Annotated in this window: 11 protein-coding genes; all 11 read right to left on the bottom strand. The window is 63.6% G+C overall.

The window, feature by feature from the left end; all coding sequences use genetic code 11:
* The 11 genes from rplB to rpoB all read right to left on the bottom strand — a co-directional run bounded on the left by rplB (nt 1) and on the right by rpoB (nt 16,195).
* The gene (gene rplB, locus ACM0O9_RS00625; RefSeq protein WP_004145339.1) at nt 1-828 is read right to left on the bottom strand and encodes a 50S ribosomal protein L2; all 828 of its coding nucleotides are present in this window, start codon (nt 826-828) and stop codon (nt 1-3) included.
* 10 nt (nt 829-838) lie between these two features.
* Nucleotides 839-1,138: a 50S ribosomal protein L23 gene (rplW, locus tag ACM0O9_RS00620; protein ID WP_004145338.1), complete on the bottom strand. Its 300-nt coding sequence runs from the start codon at nt 1,136-1,138 to the stop codon at nt 839-841.
* A complete protein-coding gene (gene rplD, locus ACM0O9_RS00615) occupies nt 1,135-1,740 on the bottom strand; it encodes a 50S ribosomal protein L4 (RefSeq protein ID WP_005415412.1) in 606 nt (201 codons plus the stop codon). Before rplD ends, rplW begins: the two co-directional genes overlap by 4 nt.
* A gap of 12 nt (nt 1,741-1,752) precedes the next feature.
* Nucleotides 1,753-2,403: a 50S ribosomal protein L3 gene (gene rplC / locus ACM0O9_RS00610; protein ID WP_004145336.1), complete on the bottom strand. Its 651-nt coding sequence runs from the start codon at nt 2,401-2,403 to the stop codon at nt 1,753-1,755.
* Between the two features lie 11 nt (nt 2,404-2,414).
* Entirely contained in the window at nt 2,415-2,726 is a 312-nt protein-coding gene (gene rpsJ / locus ACM0O9_RS00605) for a 30S ribosomal protein S10 (protein WP_005408208.1), read from the bottom strand.
* A 332-nt stretch (nt 2,727-3,058) separates the two neighbouring features.
* Nucleotides 3,059-4,249, bottom strand: coding sequence for an elongation factor Tu (gene tuf / locus ACM0O9_RS00600; RefSeq protein WP_065178958.1), 1,191 nt, complete (start codon nt 4,247-4,249; stop codon nt 3,059-3,061).
* Between the two features lie 52 nt (nt 4,250-4,301).
* Nucleotides 4,302-6,443, bottom strand: coding sequence for an elongation factor G (gene fusA / locus ACM0O9_RS00595; protein ID WP_049414677.1), 2,142 nt, complete (start codon nt 6,441-6,443; stop codon nt 4,302-4,304).
* Between the two features lie 141 nt (nt 6,444-6,584).
* On the bottom strand, nt 6,585-7,058 hold the full coding sequence (rpsG, locus tag ACM0O9_RS00590; RefSeq protein WP_004145321.1) for a 30S ribosomal protein S7: 474 nt from the start codon (nt 7,056-7,058) through the stop codon (nt 6,585-6,587).
* A gap of 12 nt (nt 7,059-7,070) precedes the next feature.
* Nucleotides 7,071-7,445, bottom strand: coding sequence for a 30S ribosomal protein S12 (gene rpsL / locus ACM0O9_RS00585; protein WP_004145320.1), 375 nt, complete (start codon nt 7,443-7,445; stop codon nt 7,071-7,073).
* Between the two features lie 284 nt (nt 7,446-7,729).
* Nucleotides 7,730-11,953 carry a DNA-directed RNA polymerase subunit beta' gene (rpoC, locus tag ACM0O9_RS00580; protein ID WP_061480645.1) on the bottom strand — a complete coding sequence of 1,408 codons (4,224 nt, stop codon included), beginning with the start codon at nt 11,951-11,953 and terminating at the stop codon, nt 7,730-7,732.
* Nucleotides 11,954-12,040: 87 nt separating this feature from the next.
* Nucleotides 12,041-16,195 (bottom strand): DNA-directed RNA polymerase subunit beta, encoded by a 4,155-nt coding sequence (rpoB, locus tag ACM0O9_RS00575; protein ID WP_005415409.1) that lies wholly within the window; start codon nt 16,193-16,195, stop codon nt 12,041-12,043.
* Between the last annotated feature and the right edge of the window lie 290 nt (nt 16,196-16,485).

The following is a 16,485-nucleotide window of genomic DNA, read 5'->3' as shown; positions in this document are numbered from 1 at the left end:
TTAGCCCCTACGATCGCGGACGATGAACTGCTGAGTGCGCTTGTTATGGCGCGTCTTGTAACCCTTGGTCGGGACACCCCACGGGGTGACCGGATGCGGGTTACCCTGGCCGGCCTTGGCCTCACCACCACCGTGCGGGTGGTCAACCGGGTTCATGGCAGCACCACGAACGGTCGGGCGGACGCCGCGCCAACGCTTGGCACCGGCCTTGCCCAGCTTTTCCAGGCTGTGCTCGTCGTTGCCGACTTCGCCAATGGTGGCGCAGCACTCGACCGGAACCTTGCGCATTTCACCCGAGCGCAGGCGCAGGGTGGCGTAGATGCCCTCACGAGCCACCAGCTGCACGGCCGCACCAGCGGCGCGAGCGATCTGAGCGCCCTTGCCCGGCTTCAGCTCGATGCAGTGGATGGTGGTACCGACCGGGATGTTGCGCAGCGGCAGGGTGTTGCCGGCCTTGATCGGGGCGTCCGAACCAGCGATCACCTGATCACCAGCCTTCAGGCCCTTCGGGGCGATGATGTAGCGACGCTCACCGTCGACGTAGCACAGCAGAGCGATGTGGGCGGTGCGGTTCGGATCGTATTCGATGCGTTCCACGCGCGCCGGGATGCCCAGCTTGTTGCGCTTGAAGTCGATGATGCGGTAGTGCTGCTTGGCACCACCACCGACGTGACGCACGGTGATGCGACCGTGGTGGTTACGACCACCCGAGCGGCTCTGCGACTCGACCAGCGCGGCGTGCGGAGCACCCTTGTGCAGGTCGGGGGTGACCACGCGCACGGCCGAACGGCGGCCGGGGGAGGTGGGCTTGAATTTCATCAATGGCATGGGATGTACCTCAGGCCTTGGCCGTTACATCGATCGACTGGCCGTCGGCCAGGCGAACGTACGCCTTGCGCCAATCGCCGCGGCGGCCAGCACGGTTACGGAAGGACTTGTTCTTGCCCTTGACGTTGACCACGTTGACGGCTTCGACCTTGACGTCGAACAGCTGCTCAACCGCGGCCTTTACATCGGCCTTGGTGGCTTCGTTCGAAACTTCGAAGACATACTGATTGGAGAGTTCCTGCAGGCGCGCGGTCTTTTCCGAGACACGCGGGGCACGCAGCACGCTGAAGATTTTTTCGTTGCTGTTCATGCCAGCCACTCCTCGACCTTCTTGACCGCGTCAGCGGTGATGACGACCGTGTCGGCACCCACCAGCGAGACCGGGTCCAGACCCTGCACATCACGCACCTGCACGTACGGCAGATTGCGGGCGGACAGGTACAGGTGCTCGGACGCTTCCTCGGTGACGATCAGCGGGCGCTTGCCCACTTCCAGGCCGGCCAGCTTGGCGATCAGACCCTTCGTGCTGGTGGCTTCGACGTCGAAGGCCTCCACGATGGTCAGACGGCCCTGACGGTTCAGCTCGGACAGGATCGCGCACATGGCGGCACGGTACTGCTTGCGATTGACCTTCTGCTCGAAGCTGCGCGGCTTGGCCGCGAAGGTGACACCGCCGCCGACGAAGATCGGAGCCGTCAGTGCGCCATGACGCGCGCCGCCGCCCTTCTGCTTCTTCGACTTCTTGGTGGTACCAGCCACTTCGGAGCGAGTCTTCTGTGCCTTGGTGCCGGCGCGACCGGCGTTGCGGTAAGCAACGACGACCTGGTGGACCAGATCTTCGCTGAAATCGCGACCGAACACGGCTTCGGAGACCGAGACCTTGTTGTTGCTACCCGTGATAACGAGTTCCATCGTCATCTCTCCTTATGCCTTGCTCGCCGGACGGACGATCACATCGCCACCCGCCGCGCCCGGAACGGCGCCGCGAACCGCGATCAGACCGCGCTCGACGTCGACCTTGACCACTTCCAGGTTCTGGGTGCTCTGCTGCACCGCGCCCATGTGGCCCGACATCTTCTTGCCCGGGAAAACGCGACCCGGGGTCTGGCGCTGACCCAGCGAACCCGGCGCGCGATGCGACAGCGAGTTACCGTGGGTTGCATCGCCCATACGGAAGTTGTGGCGCTTGATGGTGCCCTGGAAGCCCTTACCCTTGGTGACACCCTGGACGTCGACGATCTGGCCGACTTCGAAGATGTCCGCCTTGACTTCGCCGCCAACGGCGAAATCGCCGAGCTGCGCGTCTTCAACGCGGAATTCCCACAGGCCACGACCCGCTTCCACCTTCGCCTTGGCGAAGTGGCCGGCTTCCGGCTTGTTGACCAGGGCAGCGCGACGCGCGCCGACGGTCACCTGCACGGCGCTGTAGCCGTCGGTTTCGACGGTCTTGATCTGCGCGATGCGGTTCGGGGTTGCTTCGATCAGGGTCACCGGGATGGAGCGGCCATCTTCAGTGAACACGCGGCTCATGCCGGCCTTGCGGCCCACGAAGCCCAACGAATACTTCTTCGTCATGGTCGTAGTCCTCAGGTCAGCTTGATCTGAACGTCGACGCCGGCAGCCAGTTCGAGCTTCATCAGCGCGTCCACGGTCTTGTCATTCGGGTCAACGATATCGAGCACGCGCTTGTGCGTGCGGGTCTCGTACTGGTCACGCGCGTCCTTGTCGACGTGCGGGGAAACGAGAACGGTGTAACGCTCGATCTTGGTCGGCAGCGGGATCGGGCCACGCACTTGCGCGCCGGTCCGCTTTGCCGTTTCAACGATCTCGCTGGCCGAACGGTCGATCAGACGATGATCGAACGCTTTCAGCCGGATCCGGATCTTTTGGTCCGCCATGGCGGTAGGTTCCTTCGTTAAAAGAGCGACAGACAAAGCCTCTGGGTTGCTTTGTCCCATGAAATTCCTGAATACGGACGGCCCGCAGTCCTGCAGGCCGCCAAGGTCAATCCATGGACCTCAAAAACGTAGGCAGACCAGTTACCCGGCCTGCCCAGACGTAGAAGCATAATGGCACGCAAGGCAGCTGTCAACAGTCGCCTGTTGACGCCGCCTGAATGGCATTGACCCTTCCTGGTCCGGGGAACACAAGGCACATCCTGTGCCTGCTTTCCCATTTGATACGCCCCGATGCCCTACCCAGGCAACATCGGGGCGCTGATACTACCAGATTACTCGATGATCTTCGAGACCACGCCGGCGCCGACGGTACGGCCGCCTTCGCGGATGGCGAAGCGCAGACCTTCGTCCATGGCCACCGGGTTGATCAGGGTGACTTCCATCTTGACGTTGTCACCCGGCATCACCATTTCGACGCCTTCCGGCAGCTTGGCGGCGCCGGTGATGTCGGTGGTGCGGAAGTAGAACTGCGGACGGTAGCCGTTGAAGAACGGGGTGTGGCGGCCGCCCTCGTCCTTCGACAGGACGTACACTTCGCCTTCGAACTTGGTGTGCGGCTTGATCGTGCCCGGCTTGGCCAGCACCTGGCCACGCTCGACGTCGTCACGCTTGGTGCCGCGCAGCAGCAGGCCAGCGTTGTCGCCTGCCTGACCCTGGTCCAGCAGCTTGCGGAACATTTCAACGCCGGTCACGGTGGTCTTCTGCACCGGACGGATGCCGACGATTTCGATTTCGTCGCCAACCTTGATCACGCCGCGCTCGATACGACCGGTCACCACGGTGCCGCGGCCCGAGATCGAGAACACGTCTTCCACCGGCATCAGGAACGGCTTGTCGATCGCACGCTCCGGCTCCGGAATCCAGCTGTCCAGCGCGTCGACCAGCTTCAGGATGGCCGGCACGCCGATGTCGCTCTGGTCGCCTTCCAGCGCCAGACGGGCCGAACCGGCGATGATCGGGGTGTCGTCGCCCGGGAACTCGTACTTGCTCAGCAGCTCGCGCACTTCCATCTCGACCAGCTCGAGCAGCTCGGCGTCGTCCACCATGTCGGCCTTGTTCAGGAACACGACGATGTACGGCACGCCGACCTGGCGCGACAGCAGGATGTGCTCACGGGTCTGCGGCATCGGGCCGTCAGCGGCCGAGCACACCAGGATCGCGCCGTCCATCTGGGCGGCACCGGTGATCATGTTCTTGACGTAGTCAGCGTGGCCCGGGCAGTCAACGTGGGCGTAGTGACGGGTCGGGGATTCGTATTCGACGTGCGCGGTCGAGATCGTGATGCCACGCGCCTTTTCTTCCGGCGCGGCGTCGATCGAGGAGTAGTCCTTGAACTCGCCACCGAAGCGCTCGGCACCGATCTTGGTCAGTGCGGCGGTCAGCGTGGTCTTGCCGTGGTCGACGTGACCGATGGTGCCGACGTTGACGTGCGGCTTGGTGCGTTCGAACTTACCCTTTGCCATTGTTCTATACCTTGATTGTTCGTAAGTGGTTTCAAGAGAGGCTGAGCGAGGCTCAGCCCTTCTTCATGACGGCTTCGGCGATGTTGGTCGGAGCCGGCTCGTAGTGATCGAATTCCATGGTGAAGGTGGCGCGGCCCTGGGTCTGCGAACGCAGTGCAGTGGCGTAGCCGAACATTTCACCCAGCGGGATCATCGCGTTGATGATGCTGGCCGAACCGTCACCGGTGGTGTCGGAGCCCTGCAGCACGCCGCGACGACGGCTGACGTCGCCCATCACGTCACCCTGGTAATCCTCCGGGGTCACGATCTCGACCTTCATGATCGGCTCCAGCAGCACCGGCTTGGCCTTGGCGAAGCCCTGCTTGAAGGCCATCGACGAAGCCAGCTTGAACGCCATTTCCGAGGAGTCGACGTCGTGGTACGAACCGAACACCAGCTTCACCTTGACGTCCACGACCGGGAAGCCAGCCAGCGGGCCGCTGGTGATGGTTTCGCGCAGGCCCTTCTCGACCGACGGGATGAATTCCTTCGGGATCACGCCGCCGGTGATGTCGTTGATGAACAGGAAGTCGTCCTTGATCATCGGAGCGATCTTCGGATCGGCACGGTCGGCAGCAGTGATCGGCGACAGTTCGATCACGACGTGACCGTACTGACCCTTACCACCGGACTGCTTGGCGTGCTTGTAGTCCGACTTGACGTCAGCCAGGGTGATGGTTTCGCGGTAGGCCACCTGCGGCGCACCGACGTTGGCTTCAACGTTGAACTCGCGCTTCAGGCGGTCAACGATGATGTCCAGGTGCAGCTCGCCCATGCCCGAGATGATGGTCTGGCCGGATTCTTCGTCGGTCTTGACGCGGAACGACGGATCTTCCTGCGCCAGGCGGCCCAGGGCCAGGCCCATCTTTTCCTGGTCCGACTTGGTCTTCGGCTCGACGGCCATCGAGATCACCGGCTCCGGGAACGTCATGCGCTCCAGGATGATCGGGGCGTCCACGGCGCACAGGGTGTCACCGGTGGTGGTGTCCTTCAGACCCACGGCAGCGGCGATGTCACCAGCCAGAACTTCCTTGATTTCCTCGCGGTTGTTCGAGTGCATCTGCAGGATGCGGCCGATGCGCTCCTTCTTGCCCTTCACCGAGTTCAGCACGGTGTCGCCACCGTTCAGGGTGCCCGAGTAGACACGGAAGAAGGTCAGCGCGCCGACGAACGGGTCGGTGATGATCTTGAAGGCCAGCGACGAGAACGGAGCCTTGTCGTCCGACTTGCGGGTCATTTCGACGGTGTCGTCGTCAACGTCCACGCCCTTCACGTCCGGCACGTCGACCGGCGACGGCAGCAGCTGGATCACGCCGTCCAGCATGGCCTGCACGCCCTTGTTCTTGAAGGCCGAGCCGCAGTACATCGGCACGATCTCGGTGGCCAGGGTGCGGGTACGCAGGGCGTTGATGATTTCAGCCTCGGCCAGCTCTTCGCCGCCCAGGTACTTTTCCATCAGCTCTTCACTGGCTTCGGCAGCGGTCTCGACCATGAACTGGCGAGCCTCTTCAGCCGGGCCCTGCAGTTCGGCCGGGATGTCGCTGTATTCGAACTTCATGCCCTGCGAAGCTTCATCCCAGTGGATGGCCTTCATCTTCAGCAGGTCGACGACGCCCTTGAAGTTGTCTTCAGCGCCGATCGGCAGCTGCATCGGCACGGCAACCGCACCCAGCTTGGCCTTCAGCTGGCCGACGACCTTCTGGAAGTTGGCACCGGTGCGGTCCATCTTGTTGACGAACGCGATGCGCGGCACGTGGTACTTGTTGGCCTGGCGCCACACGGTTTCCGACTGCGGCTGCACGCCACCGACGGCGCACAGGACGAAGACGGCACCGTCGAGCACGCGCAGCGAACGCTCCACTTCGATGGTGAAGTCGACGTGCCCGGGGGTGTCGATGATGTTGAAGCGGTGCTCCGGCAGGGACTTGTCCATGCCCTTCCAGAACGCGGTGGTGGCAGCGGACTGGATCGTGATGCCACGCTCCTGCTCCTGCTCCATCCAGTCCATGGTGGCGGCGCCGTCGTGCACTTCACCGATCTTGTGGCTCTTGCCGGTGTAGAACAGGATGCGCTCGGACGTGGTGGTCTTGCCGGCATCGATGTGAGCCATGATGCCGAAGTTACGGTAACGCTCGATGGGAGTGGAACGGGCCACGGGAGCCTCTCAGATTTCTTGGATTTCGGATGGCCGAACGCCGCCTTTCGGCGGCCTTCGGATTGGCGCAGTCCTTCTGGGACCGCGAGGCAGCACGCACCGAAGTGGTGCTGCCCTGCCTGTTTTACAAGGCCGTCAAACTCACCAGCGGTAGTGGGCGAATGCCTTGTTGGCTTCGGCCATGCGGTGGGTTTCTTCGCGCTTCTTGATGGCGCCGCCGCGGTTTTCCGAGGCGTCGATCAGTTCAGCAGCCAGCTTCTTCGGCATGGTGTTCTCACCACGCTTGCGCGCGGAGTCGATCAACCAGCGCATGGCCAGGGCCATCTTGCGCGACGAACGCACTTCGACCGGCACCTGGTAGGTGGCACCACCGACGCGGCGCGACTTGACTTCGACCGCCGGAGCGACGTTGTCCAGAGCCTTCTGCACCAGTTCAATGGCGTTGGCGCTGCTGTTCTTCTCGGTGATCACGTCCATGGCGCCGTACACGATCTTTTCGGCGACGGACTTCTTGCCGCTCTGCATGACCATGTTGATGAAACGGGCGATGGTTTCGCTTCCGTGCTTCGGATCGGGCAGGACGGAACGCTGCGGAGTATTACCCTTACGCGACATAGTGCTCTCTCCTTATGCCTTCGGACGCTTGGCGCCGTACTTGGAACGGGCCTGGCGACGCTTGGCAACGCCGGCGGCGTCGAGCGAGCCACGAACGGTGTGGTAACGCACACCCGGCAGGTCCTTGACGCGACCGCCGCGGATCAGGACCACGGAGTGCTCCTGCAGGTTGTGGCCTTCACCACCGATGTAGGAAATCACTTCTTCCTGGTTGGTCAGGCGGACCTTGGCAACCTTGCGCAGAGCCGAGTTCGGCTTCTTCGGAGTGGTGGTGTAGACACGGGTGCAGACGCCACGGCGCTGCGGGCACTTGTCGAGCGCCGGCGAGGCACTCTTGTAGGTGGTCGCTTGCCGCGGCTTGCGGACCAGCTGGTTGATCGTCGCCATCAGTAGGTTCTTCTGATTGGTGGCCGGAAAATCCGGCCAGAGATGCGGAAATGTTAAAGCAGGCCGAAATTTTGGCCTGCTGAGACAGACGATTGTAGCAACCTGCAAGGAAAGCAGTCAAACGCCTCCTGTCAAGCCCGTCCCTGATCCCGGGACGTTACTGGGGGGCCTCCATGTACCCCGTTCAGGTTGGCTGGGTCGATCGCGGACGATCTCCCCTGCCCTTTCCCAATCCCATCGATGGACCGACGGGGTGGTCCGGCCTTGCGGCCGGACCGGATACCTCATTCTTCGCCCGAGGCCTGTTCAGCTTCGGCTTCAACCACCGGGGACTCGACCGCAGCCGGGGTGCCGGCCAGGGTCTGCATTTCCGAGTCGGTGAGACCGGAAGCGCCGCGACGGCGGCTGCTGTGGTAGGACAGGCCGGTACCGGCCGGAATCAGGCGGCCGACGATGACGTTTTCCTTCAGGCCACGCAGGTTGTCCTTGGTACCGCGGACGGCAGCCTCGGTCAGCACTCGGGTGGTCTCCTGGAAGGAGGCCGCCGAGATGAACGATTCGGTCGCCAGCGAGGCCTTGGTGATACCCAGCAGAACCGGATCGAAGCGCGCCGGCAGTTCGTTGCGGGTCGACAGGCGCGCATTCTCCTCGATAACGCGCTGGCGCTCCACCTGTTCGCCGTTCAGGAACTTGCTGCTGCCCTGGTCGGTGATCTCGACCTTGCGCAGCATCTGGCGGGTGATCACCTCGATGTGCTTGTCGTTGATCTTCACGCCCTGCAGGCGGTACACGTCCTGGATTTCCTTGACCAGGTAGGCAGCCAGCGGCTCGACACCCAGCAGGCGCAGGATGTCCTGCGGGCTCGGCTCGCCGTCCACGATGGTTTCACCCTTGGTGACATGCTCGCCTTCGAACACGATGACCTGGCGGTACTTCGGGATCAGCTCTTCGTGCTCCGAACCATCAGTGTCCTTGATGATCAGGCGCTGCTTGCCCTTGGTGTCCTTGCCGAAGCTGATGATGCCCGAACGCTCGGCCAGCACCGCCGGATCCTTCGGCTTGCGCGCTTCGAACAGGTCGGCCACGCGCGGCAGACCACCGGTGATGTCGCGGGTCTTCGACGCTTCCTGCGGGATCTTGGCGACGACGTCGCCCACGCCCACCGGGGCGCCGTCCTGCAGGTTGACGATCGAACGCGGCGGCAGCAGGTACTGCGCCGGCAGGTCGGTGCCCGGGATCGACAGGTCGTTGCCCTTGGCGTCGACGATGCGCACGATCGGGCGCAGGTCCTTGGCCTGGGTACCACGACGCTTCGGATCGGTGATTTCGCGCGAGGCCAGGCCGGTCAGCTCGTCGGTCTTCTCGATGACGGTGACGCCGTCGACGAAGTCGATGAAGCGGATGAAGCCGGCCACTTCCGACACGATCGGGTGGTTATGCGGATCCCAGTTGGCCACGGTCTGGCCAGCTTTGATCGCATCACCGTCCTTGGACGTGATGGTTGCACCGTACGGCAGCTTGTAACGCTCACGCTCACGGCCGTGCGCATCGAGCACCGAGATTTCGCCCGAGCGCGACACCGCCACCAGCGAGCCGTTGGCGTGCTCCACGGACTTGAGGTTGCTGAACTTGACCGAGCCGGTGGTCTTGACGGTGATGTTGTCGACCGCAGCAGCTCGCGACGCCGCACCACCGATGTGGAACGTACGCATGGTCAGCTGGGTACCCGGCTCACCGATGGACTGGGCGGCGATGACGCCGACCGCTTCACCGATGTTGACCAGGTGGCCACGCGCCAGGTCGCGGCCGTAGCAGCGCGAGCAGACACCGAAGGCCGATTCACAGGAGATGGTCGAGCGGACCTTGATGGTCTGCACGCCGGCATCTTCCAGCTTGGCAACCCAGGCTTCGTCCAGCAGGGTGTTGCGGGTGACGATCGGATCTTCGTCGTTGCCCGGCAGGAACACGTCCTCGGCAACCACGCGGCCCAGCACGCGATCCTTCAGCGGCTCGACCACGTCGCCGCCTTCCACGATCGGGGTCATGATCAGGCCTTCGGTGGTACCGCAATCCACTTCGGTGATCACCACGTCCTGCGCCACGTCGACCAGGCGACGGGTCAGGTAACCCGAGTTCGCGGTCTTCAGCGCGGTATCGGCCAGACCCTTACGGGCACCGTGGGTGGAGTTGAAGTACTCCTGCACGTTCAGGCCTTCGCGGAAGTTCGCCTTGATGGGCGTCTCGATGATCGAGCCGTCCGGGCGGGCCATCAGGCCACGCATGCCGGCCAGCTGACGGATCTGCGCCTGCGAACCACGCGCACCGGAGTCGGCCATGATGTACAGCGAGTTCATCGACTTCTGGTCGATGGTCTCGCCCTTGGCATTGACGACCTTCTCGGTACCGATGGTGTCCATCATCGCCTTGGCGATGCGCTCGTTGGTGCGCGACCAGATGTCGACCACCTTGTTGTAGCGCTCGCCGGCGGTGACCAGGCCCGACTGGTACTGCTCCTGGATTTCCAGCACTTCGGCTTCGGCCTCGGTGAGGATGCCCTTCTTCTCGTCCGGGATCAGCATGTCGTCGATGCCGATCGAGACGCCGGCGCGGGTCGCATAGGCGAAGCCGGTGTACATCAGCTTGTCGGCGAACACGACCGTGTCCTTCAGGCCGAGCTGGCGGTAGCTGGAGTTGATCAGGCGGCTGATGTTCTTCTTGGTCAGCTCGACATTGGCCAGCGCGAACGGCAGGCCTTCCGGCAGGATTTCAGCCAGCAGGGCGCGACCGATCGTGGTGTCCACGATCGAGGTCTTGTTCTGCTTGTTGCCGTCTTCGTCGGTCACCACCTCGGTGATGCGGACCTTGACCTTGGCGTGCAGTTCCACCACGCGGTTGTCGTAGGCGCGCTTGACTTCGGCGATGTTGGCGAAGGCCATGCCCTCGCCCTTCTTGTTCTCCAGCGAGCGGGTCATGTAGTACAGACCCAGCACGACGTCCTGCGACGGCACGATGATCGGCTCGCCGTTGGCCGGCGACAGGATGTTGTTGGTCGACATCATCAGCGCACGCGCTTCCAGCTGGGCTTCCAGCGAGAGCGGCACGTGGACGGCCATCTGGTCACCGTCGAAGTCGGCGTTGAACGCGGTGCAGACCAGCGGGTGCAGCTGGATGGCCTTGCCCTCGATCAGTACCGGCTCGAACGCCTGGATGCCCAGGCGGTGCAGGGTCGGCGCACGGTTCAGCATCACCGGATGCTCGCGGATGACCTCTTCCAGGATGTCCCAGACTTCGGCTTCTTCGCGCTCGACCAGCTTCTTGGCAGCCTTGATGGTGGTGGCCAGGCCACGACGCTGCAGCTTGGCGAAGACGAACGGCTTGAACAGCTCAAGCGCCATCTTCTTCGGCAGGCCGCACTGGTGCAGGCGCAGGTACGGGCCGACCACGATGACCGAACGGCCCGAGTAGTCGACGCGCTTGCCGAGCAGGTTCTGGCGGAAGCGGCCCTGCTTGCCCTTGATCATGTCGGCCAGCGACTTCAGCGGGCGCTTGTTGGTGCCGGTGATGGCACGACCGCGGCGGCCGTTGTCCAGCAGTGCATCGACCGATTCCTGCAGCATGCGCTTTTCATTGCGCACGATGATGTCCGGCGCGCTCAGTTCGAGCAGGCGGCGCAGGCGGTTGTTGCGGTTGATGACGCGGCGGTACAGGTCGTTCAGGTCGGAGGTCGCGAAGCGGCCGCCATCCAGCGGGACCAGCGGACGCAGGTCCGGCGGCAGCACCGGCAGCACGGTCATGACCATCCATTCCGGACGGTTGCCCGATTCCAGGAAGGCTTCGATCAGCTTGATGCGCTTGGTGAGGCGCTTGAGCTTGGTTTCCGAACCGGTAGCGGCGATTTCCTCGCGCAGGCGGGTCATCTCGGACTGCAGGTCGATCGTGCGCAGCAGTTCGTAGACGGCCTCGGCGCCCATGGCGGCGTCGAAGTCGTCACCGTGTTCCTGGCGCGCCTGCAGGTACTGTTCCTCGGTCAGCAGCTGGCGGCGCTCCAGGGCGGTCAGGCCCGGCTCGGTCACCACGTACGCTTCGAAGTACAGCACGCGCTCGATGTCGCGCAGGGTCATGTCCAGCATCAGGCCGATGCGCGACGGCAGCGACTTGAGGAACCAGATGTGCGCGACCGGCGAGGCCAGGTCGATGTGGCCCATGCGCTCGCGGCGCACCTTGGCCAGGGTCACTTCGGTACCGCACTTTTCGCAGACCACGCCGCGGTGCTTCATGCGCTTGTACTTGCCGCACAGGCACTCGTAGTCCTTCACCGGGCCGAAGATGGCGGCGCAGAACAGGCCGTCGCGTTCCGGCTTGAAGGTACGGTAGTTGATGGTTTCCGGCTTCTTCACTTCGCCGAAGGACCACGAACGGATCAGGTCCGGCGAGGCCAGCGCGATCTTGATCGCGTCGAAGTCCAGCGTCTGGCGCTGCTGGTTGAAGAGGTTGAGCAGGTCTTTCATGGTGTTCTCCAGAAGGAGGAATGCTGTGTCGATGGGCTTTCAGTTCACTGCCAGCGGCGCGGCGGCGGACCGCCGCGCCGGCATGGATCAGTTGTCTTCCAGTTCCATGTTGATGGCCAGCGAGCGGATTTCCTTCACGAGCACGTTGAAGGATTCCGGCATGCCCGCGACCATCTCGTGCTCGCCGTCGACGATGTTCTTGTACATCTGGTTGCGGCCCTGCACGTCATCGGACTTCACCGTCAGCATTTCCTGCAGGGTGTAGGCCGCGCCGTAGGCTTCCAGCGCCCAGACTTCCATTTCACCGAAGCGCTGGCCGCCGAACTGCGCCTTGCCGCCCAGCGGCTGCTGGGTGACGAGCGAGTACGGACCGGTCGAACGGGCGTGCATCTTGTCGTCGACCAGGTGGTTCAGCTTCAGGTAGTGCATGTAACCGACGGTGGTATGGCGGTCGAAGGCTTCACCGGTGCGGCCGTCGTACAGCTGGGTCTGGCCACTGCTCGGCAGGTCGGCCAGTTCCAGCATGCGCTTGATTTCCGCTTCGGTGGCGCCGTCGAACACCGGGGTGGCCATCGGCACGCCGTCGGTCAGGTTGCGGGCCAGGCGCAGCAGCTCCTCGTCGCTGAACTGCGACAGGTCGACACGGTTGGCCACGTTGGTGTCGTCGTGGTTGTAGATGTCGTCCAGGAACTTGCGCAGGTCGGCGACCGCCGCCTGGGCTTCCAGCATCGCCTGGATCTTGCGACCCAGACCCTTGGCGGCCCAGCCCAGGTGCACTTCCAGGATCTGGCCGATGTTCATACGCGACGGCACGCCCAGCGGGTTCAGCACGATGTCCACGGTCTCGCCCGAGGCCATGTACGGCATGTCCTCGACCGGCACCACGTTGGACACCACACCCTTGTTGCCGTGGCGGCCTGCCATCTTGTCACCCGGCTGGATGCGGCGCTTCACCGCCAGGAACACCTTGACCATCTTCAGCACGCCTGGGGCGAGGTCGTCGCCCGCGGTGATCTTGCCGCGCTTGTCGGCGAAGCGACGCTCGAATTCCTTCTCGTGCGCCTGGATCTGCTTCTGGGCGCGCTCGATGGCTTCCGAGGCGTCCTCGTCCTTCATGCGCAGGGCGAACCAGTCAGACTTCTTCAGGCCGTCGAGGAAGGCGTCGGTGATCACGTCACCCTTCTTCAGGCCAGCACCACCATTGACCACCTTGCCCACGATCTGCGAACGCAGACGCATGTAGATGGCCGCTTCCAGGATGCGGAACTGGTCATCGAAGTCCTTCTTGACGCGCTTGATTTCGGACTCTTCGATCTGGCGCGCGCGCTTGTCCTTCTCGATGCCGTCGCGGGTGAAGACCTGCACGTCGATGACGGTGCCGTCCATGCCCGGCGGAACGCGCAGCGAGCTGTCCTTAACGTCCGAAGCCTTCTCGCCGAAGATCGCGCGCAGCAGCTTCTCTTCCGGGGTCAGCTGGCTTTCGCCCTTCGGGGTGACCTTGCCGACCAGGATGTCGCCAGCGCGCACTTCTGCACCGATGTACACCACGCCGCTCTCGTCCAGGCGGTTCAGCGCCTGCTCGGAGACGTTCGGGATGTCGGCGGAGATTTCCTCCGGCCCCAGCTTGGTGTCACGCGCGACGCAGGTCAGCTCTTCGATGTGGATCGTGGTGTAGCGATCCTCTTCCACCACGCGCTCGGAGAGCAGGATGGAGTCTTCGAAGTTGTAGCCGTTCCACGGCATGAACGCGATCAGCATGTTCTGGCCCAGGGCCAGCTCGCCGATGTCGGTGGACGGACCGTCGGCCAGCACGTCGCCGCGGGCGATGACGTCACCCACCTGGACCAGCGGACGCTGGTTGATGCAGGTGTTCTGGTTCGACCGGGTGTACTTGACCAGGTTGTAGATGTCCACGCCGGCGTCGGTGGCGCCAACGATCTCTTCCTCGTTGACCTTGACCACGATGCGGGCCGCGTCGATCTGCACGATCTCACCACCACGACGGGCGTTCACGGTCACACCCGAGTCACGCGCCACGGCGCGCTCGATGCCGGTGCCGACCAGCGGCTTCTGCGAACGCAGGGTCGGCACGGCCTGACGCTGCATGTTGGCGCCCATCAGTGCGCGGTTCGCGTCATCGTGCTCCAGGAACGGAACCAGCGCGGCCGCGATAGAGACGGTCTGCATCGGCGAAACGTCCATGAAGTGGACTTCCGCCGGCGGCTTCAGCAGCGATTCGCCCTGGAAGCGGCACGGAACGAACTGCTCGGTCAGGGTGCCCTTGGCGTCGGTCAGCGCGTTGGCCTGCGCAATGACGTACTCGTTCTCTTCAATGGCCGACAGGAACTCGACTTCGTCATAGACCTTGCCGTCCACGACCTTGCGGTACGGGGTCTCGAGGAAACCGTACTTGTTGGTGCGGGCGTACACGGCCAGCGAGTTGATCAGGCCGATGTTCGGGCCTTCCGGGGTTTCGATGGTGCAGACGCGGCCGTAATGGGTCGGGTGCACGTCGCGCACTTCGAAGCCGGCGCGCTCACGGGTCAGGCCGCCCGGGCCCAGGGCCGAGACGCGACGCTTGTGGGTCACTTCCGACAGCGGGTTGTTCTGGTCCATGAACTGCGACAGCTGCGAGGAGCCGAAGAACTCCTTGATGGCAGCGGCGACCGGCTTGGCGTTGATCAGTTCCTGCGGGGTCAGGCCTTCCGACTCGGCCATCGACAGGCGCTCCTTGACCGCACGCTCGACGCGGACCAGGCCGACGCGGAACACGTTCTCGGCCATTTCGCCGACCGAACGCACGCGACGGTTGCCCAGGTGATCGATGTCGTCGACCACGCCGCGACCGTTGCGGATCTCGGTCAGGACCTTGATCACGTCCAGGATGTCGGAGCTTTCGCCGTGGGCAGCGACCAGGCGCTTGGACTCTTCGTCGTTGCGCTCGCCGAAGTACTTGCTGTCGTACAGCACGGCTTCGCCGGTGGTTTCCTTGCGGCCCACGCGACGGTTGAACTTCATGCGGCCGACCGCGGACAGGTCGTAGCGCTCGAAGGTGAAGAACAGGTTGTGGAACAGGTTCTGCGCGGCATCCTTGGTCGGCGGCTCGCCCGGACGCATCATGCGGTAGATCTCGACCAGGGCTTCCAGCTGGGTCTTGGTCGGGTCGATACGCAGGGTGTTGGACAGGTACGGGCCACGATCCAGGTCGTTCACCCACAGGGTGCCCACGGCATCCACACCGGCCTTGCGGAAGGCCTGCAGCTGCTCGTCCGTGATCTCGTCGTTGGCCTGGGCCAGCAGTTCGCCGGTCGAGGCATCGACCACGTCGTGCGACAGGATGCGGCCGACGATGTAGTCGTCCGGCACGGCCAGGGCGGCAATGCCCGAGGCTTCCAGCTGCTTGATGTGACGCGCGGTGATGCGCTTGCCGGCTTCCACGATGACCTTGTCGCCGTCGGCGAGGTCGAAGCCCAGGGTCTCGCCACGCAGGCGCTCCGGCACCAGCTCCAGCTGGACGCCTTCATCCGGGTTGATGTGGAAGGTGTTGATCTCGAAGAACTCGGCCAGCATCTCTTCGTTGCTGTAGCCGAGCGCGCGCAGCAGGATCGACACCGGCAGCTTGCGGCGGCGGTCGATACGGGTGAACAGCGCGTCCTTCGGGTCGAACTCGAAGTCCAGCCAGGAGCCGCGGTAGGGAATGATGCGGGCGCTGTACAGCAGCTTGCCCGAGCTGTGGGTCTTGCCACGGTCGTGGTCGAAGAACACGCCCGGCGAGCGGTGCAGCTGGGAGACGATGACGCGCTCGGTGCCGTTGACGATGAAGGTGCCGTTCTCGGTCATCAGCGGGATTTCGCCCAGATAGACCTCCTGCTCCTTCACGTACTTGATGGCCTTGGTCGACGACTCACGGTCGTAGATCACCAGGCGCACGGTCACGCGCAGCGGGGCGCCGTAGCTCATGCCGCGCTGGCGGCACTCACGCTCGTCGAAGACCGGTTCGCCCAGCTTGTAGCCGACGTATTCCAGGGCAGCGTTGCCGCTGTAGCTGGCGATCGGGAAGACCGACTTCAGCGCAGCGTGCAGGCCGTGGTCCGTGCGCTTGGCCGGATCGACGTTTTCCTGCAGGAATTCACGATAGGAATCCACCTGGATGGCGAGCAGGAACGGCACTTCGAGAATCGAGCGCTGCTTGCCGAAATCCTTGCGGATACGCTTTTTTTCGGTGAACGAATAGGACGTCATGAGGTCTTCCACCTTGTTGTGCGGATCGTGCGCCCACGATCCGAAGGGAACTTGAAATTGTCAGTTGGAAGTCGCTGGTATTGCCGGCACCAGCACGCCTTCTCCCGCTACTTCCAACTGCCAACTCGTCTGCTACCACTCCCCCGCTGCCGCGCTCGGCGCTGGCCTGCCGGGGTTTGACTGCAGCCCGTGTTGGGCTTTTTCCTGCTTTTTTTTCACATCCACGCATGGCGCGGATCTACAACACCGCAACAACGACCAAAGGCCGGGGGCTTACGCCCCCAGCCTTG

The sequence above is a fragment of the Stenotrophomonas sp. FR012 genome, assembly GCF_047520565.2.
Lineage (GTDB): Bacteria > Pseudomonadota > Gammaproteobacteria > Xanthomonadales > Xanthomonadaceae > Stenotrophomonas > Stenotrophomonas sepilia.
Note: the sequence above shows the minus strand (reverse complement) of the source record. Positions and strands in the feature narration are given on the sequence as shown.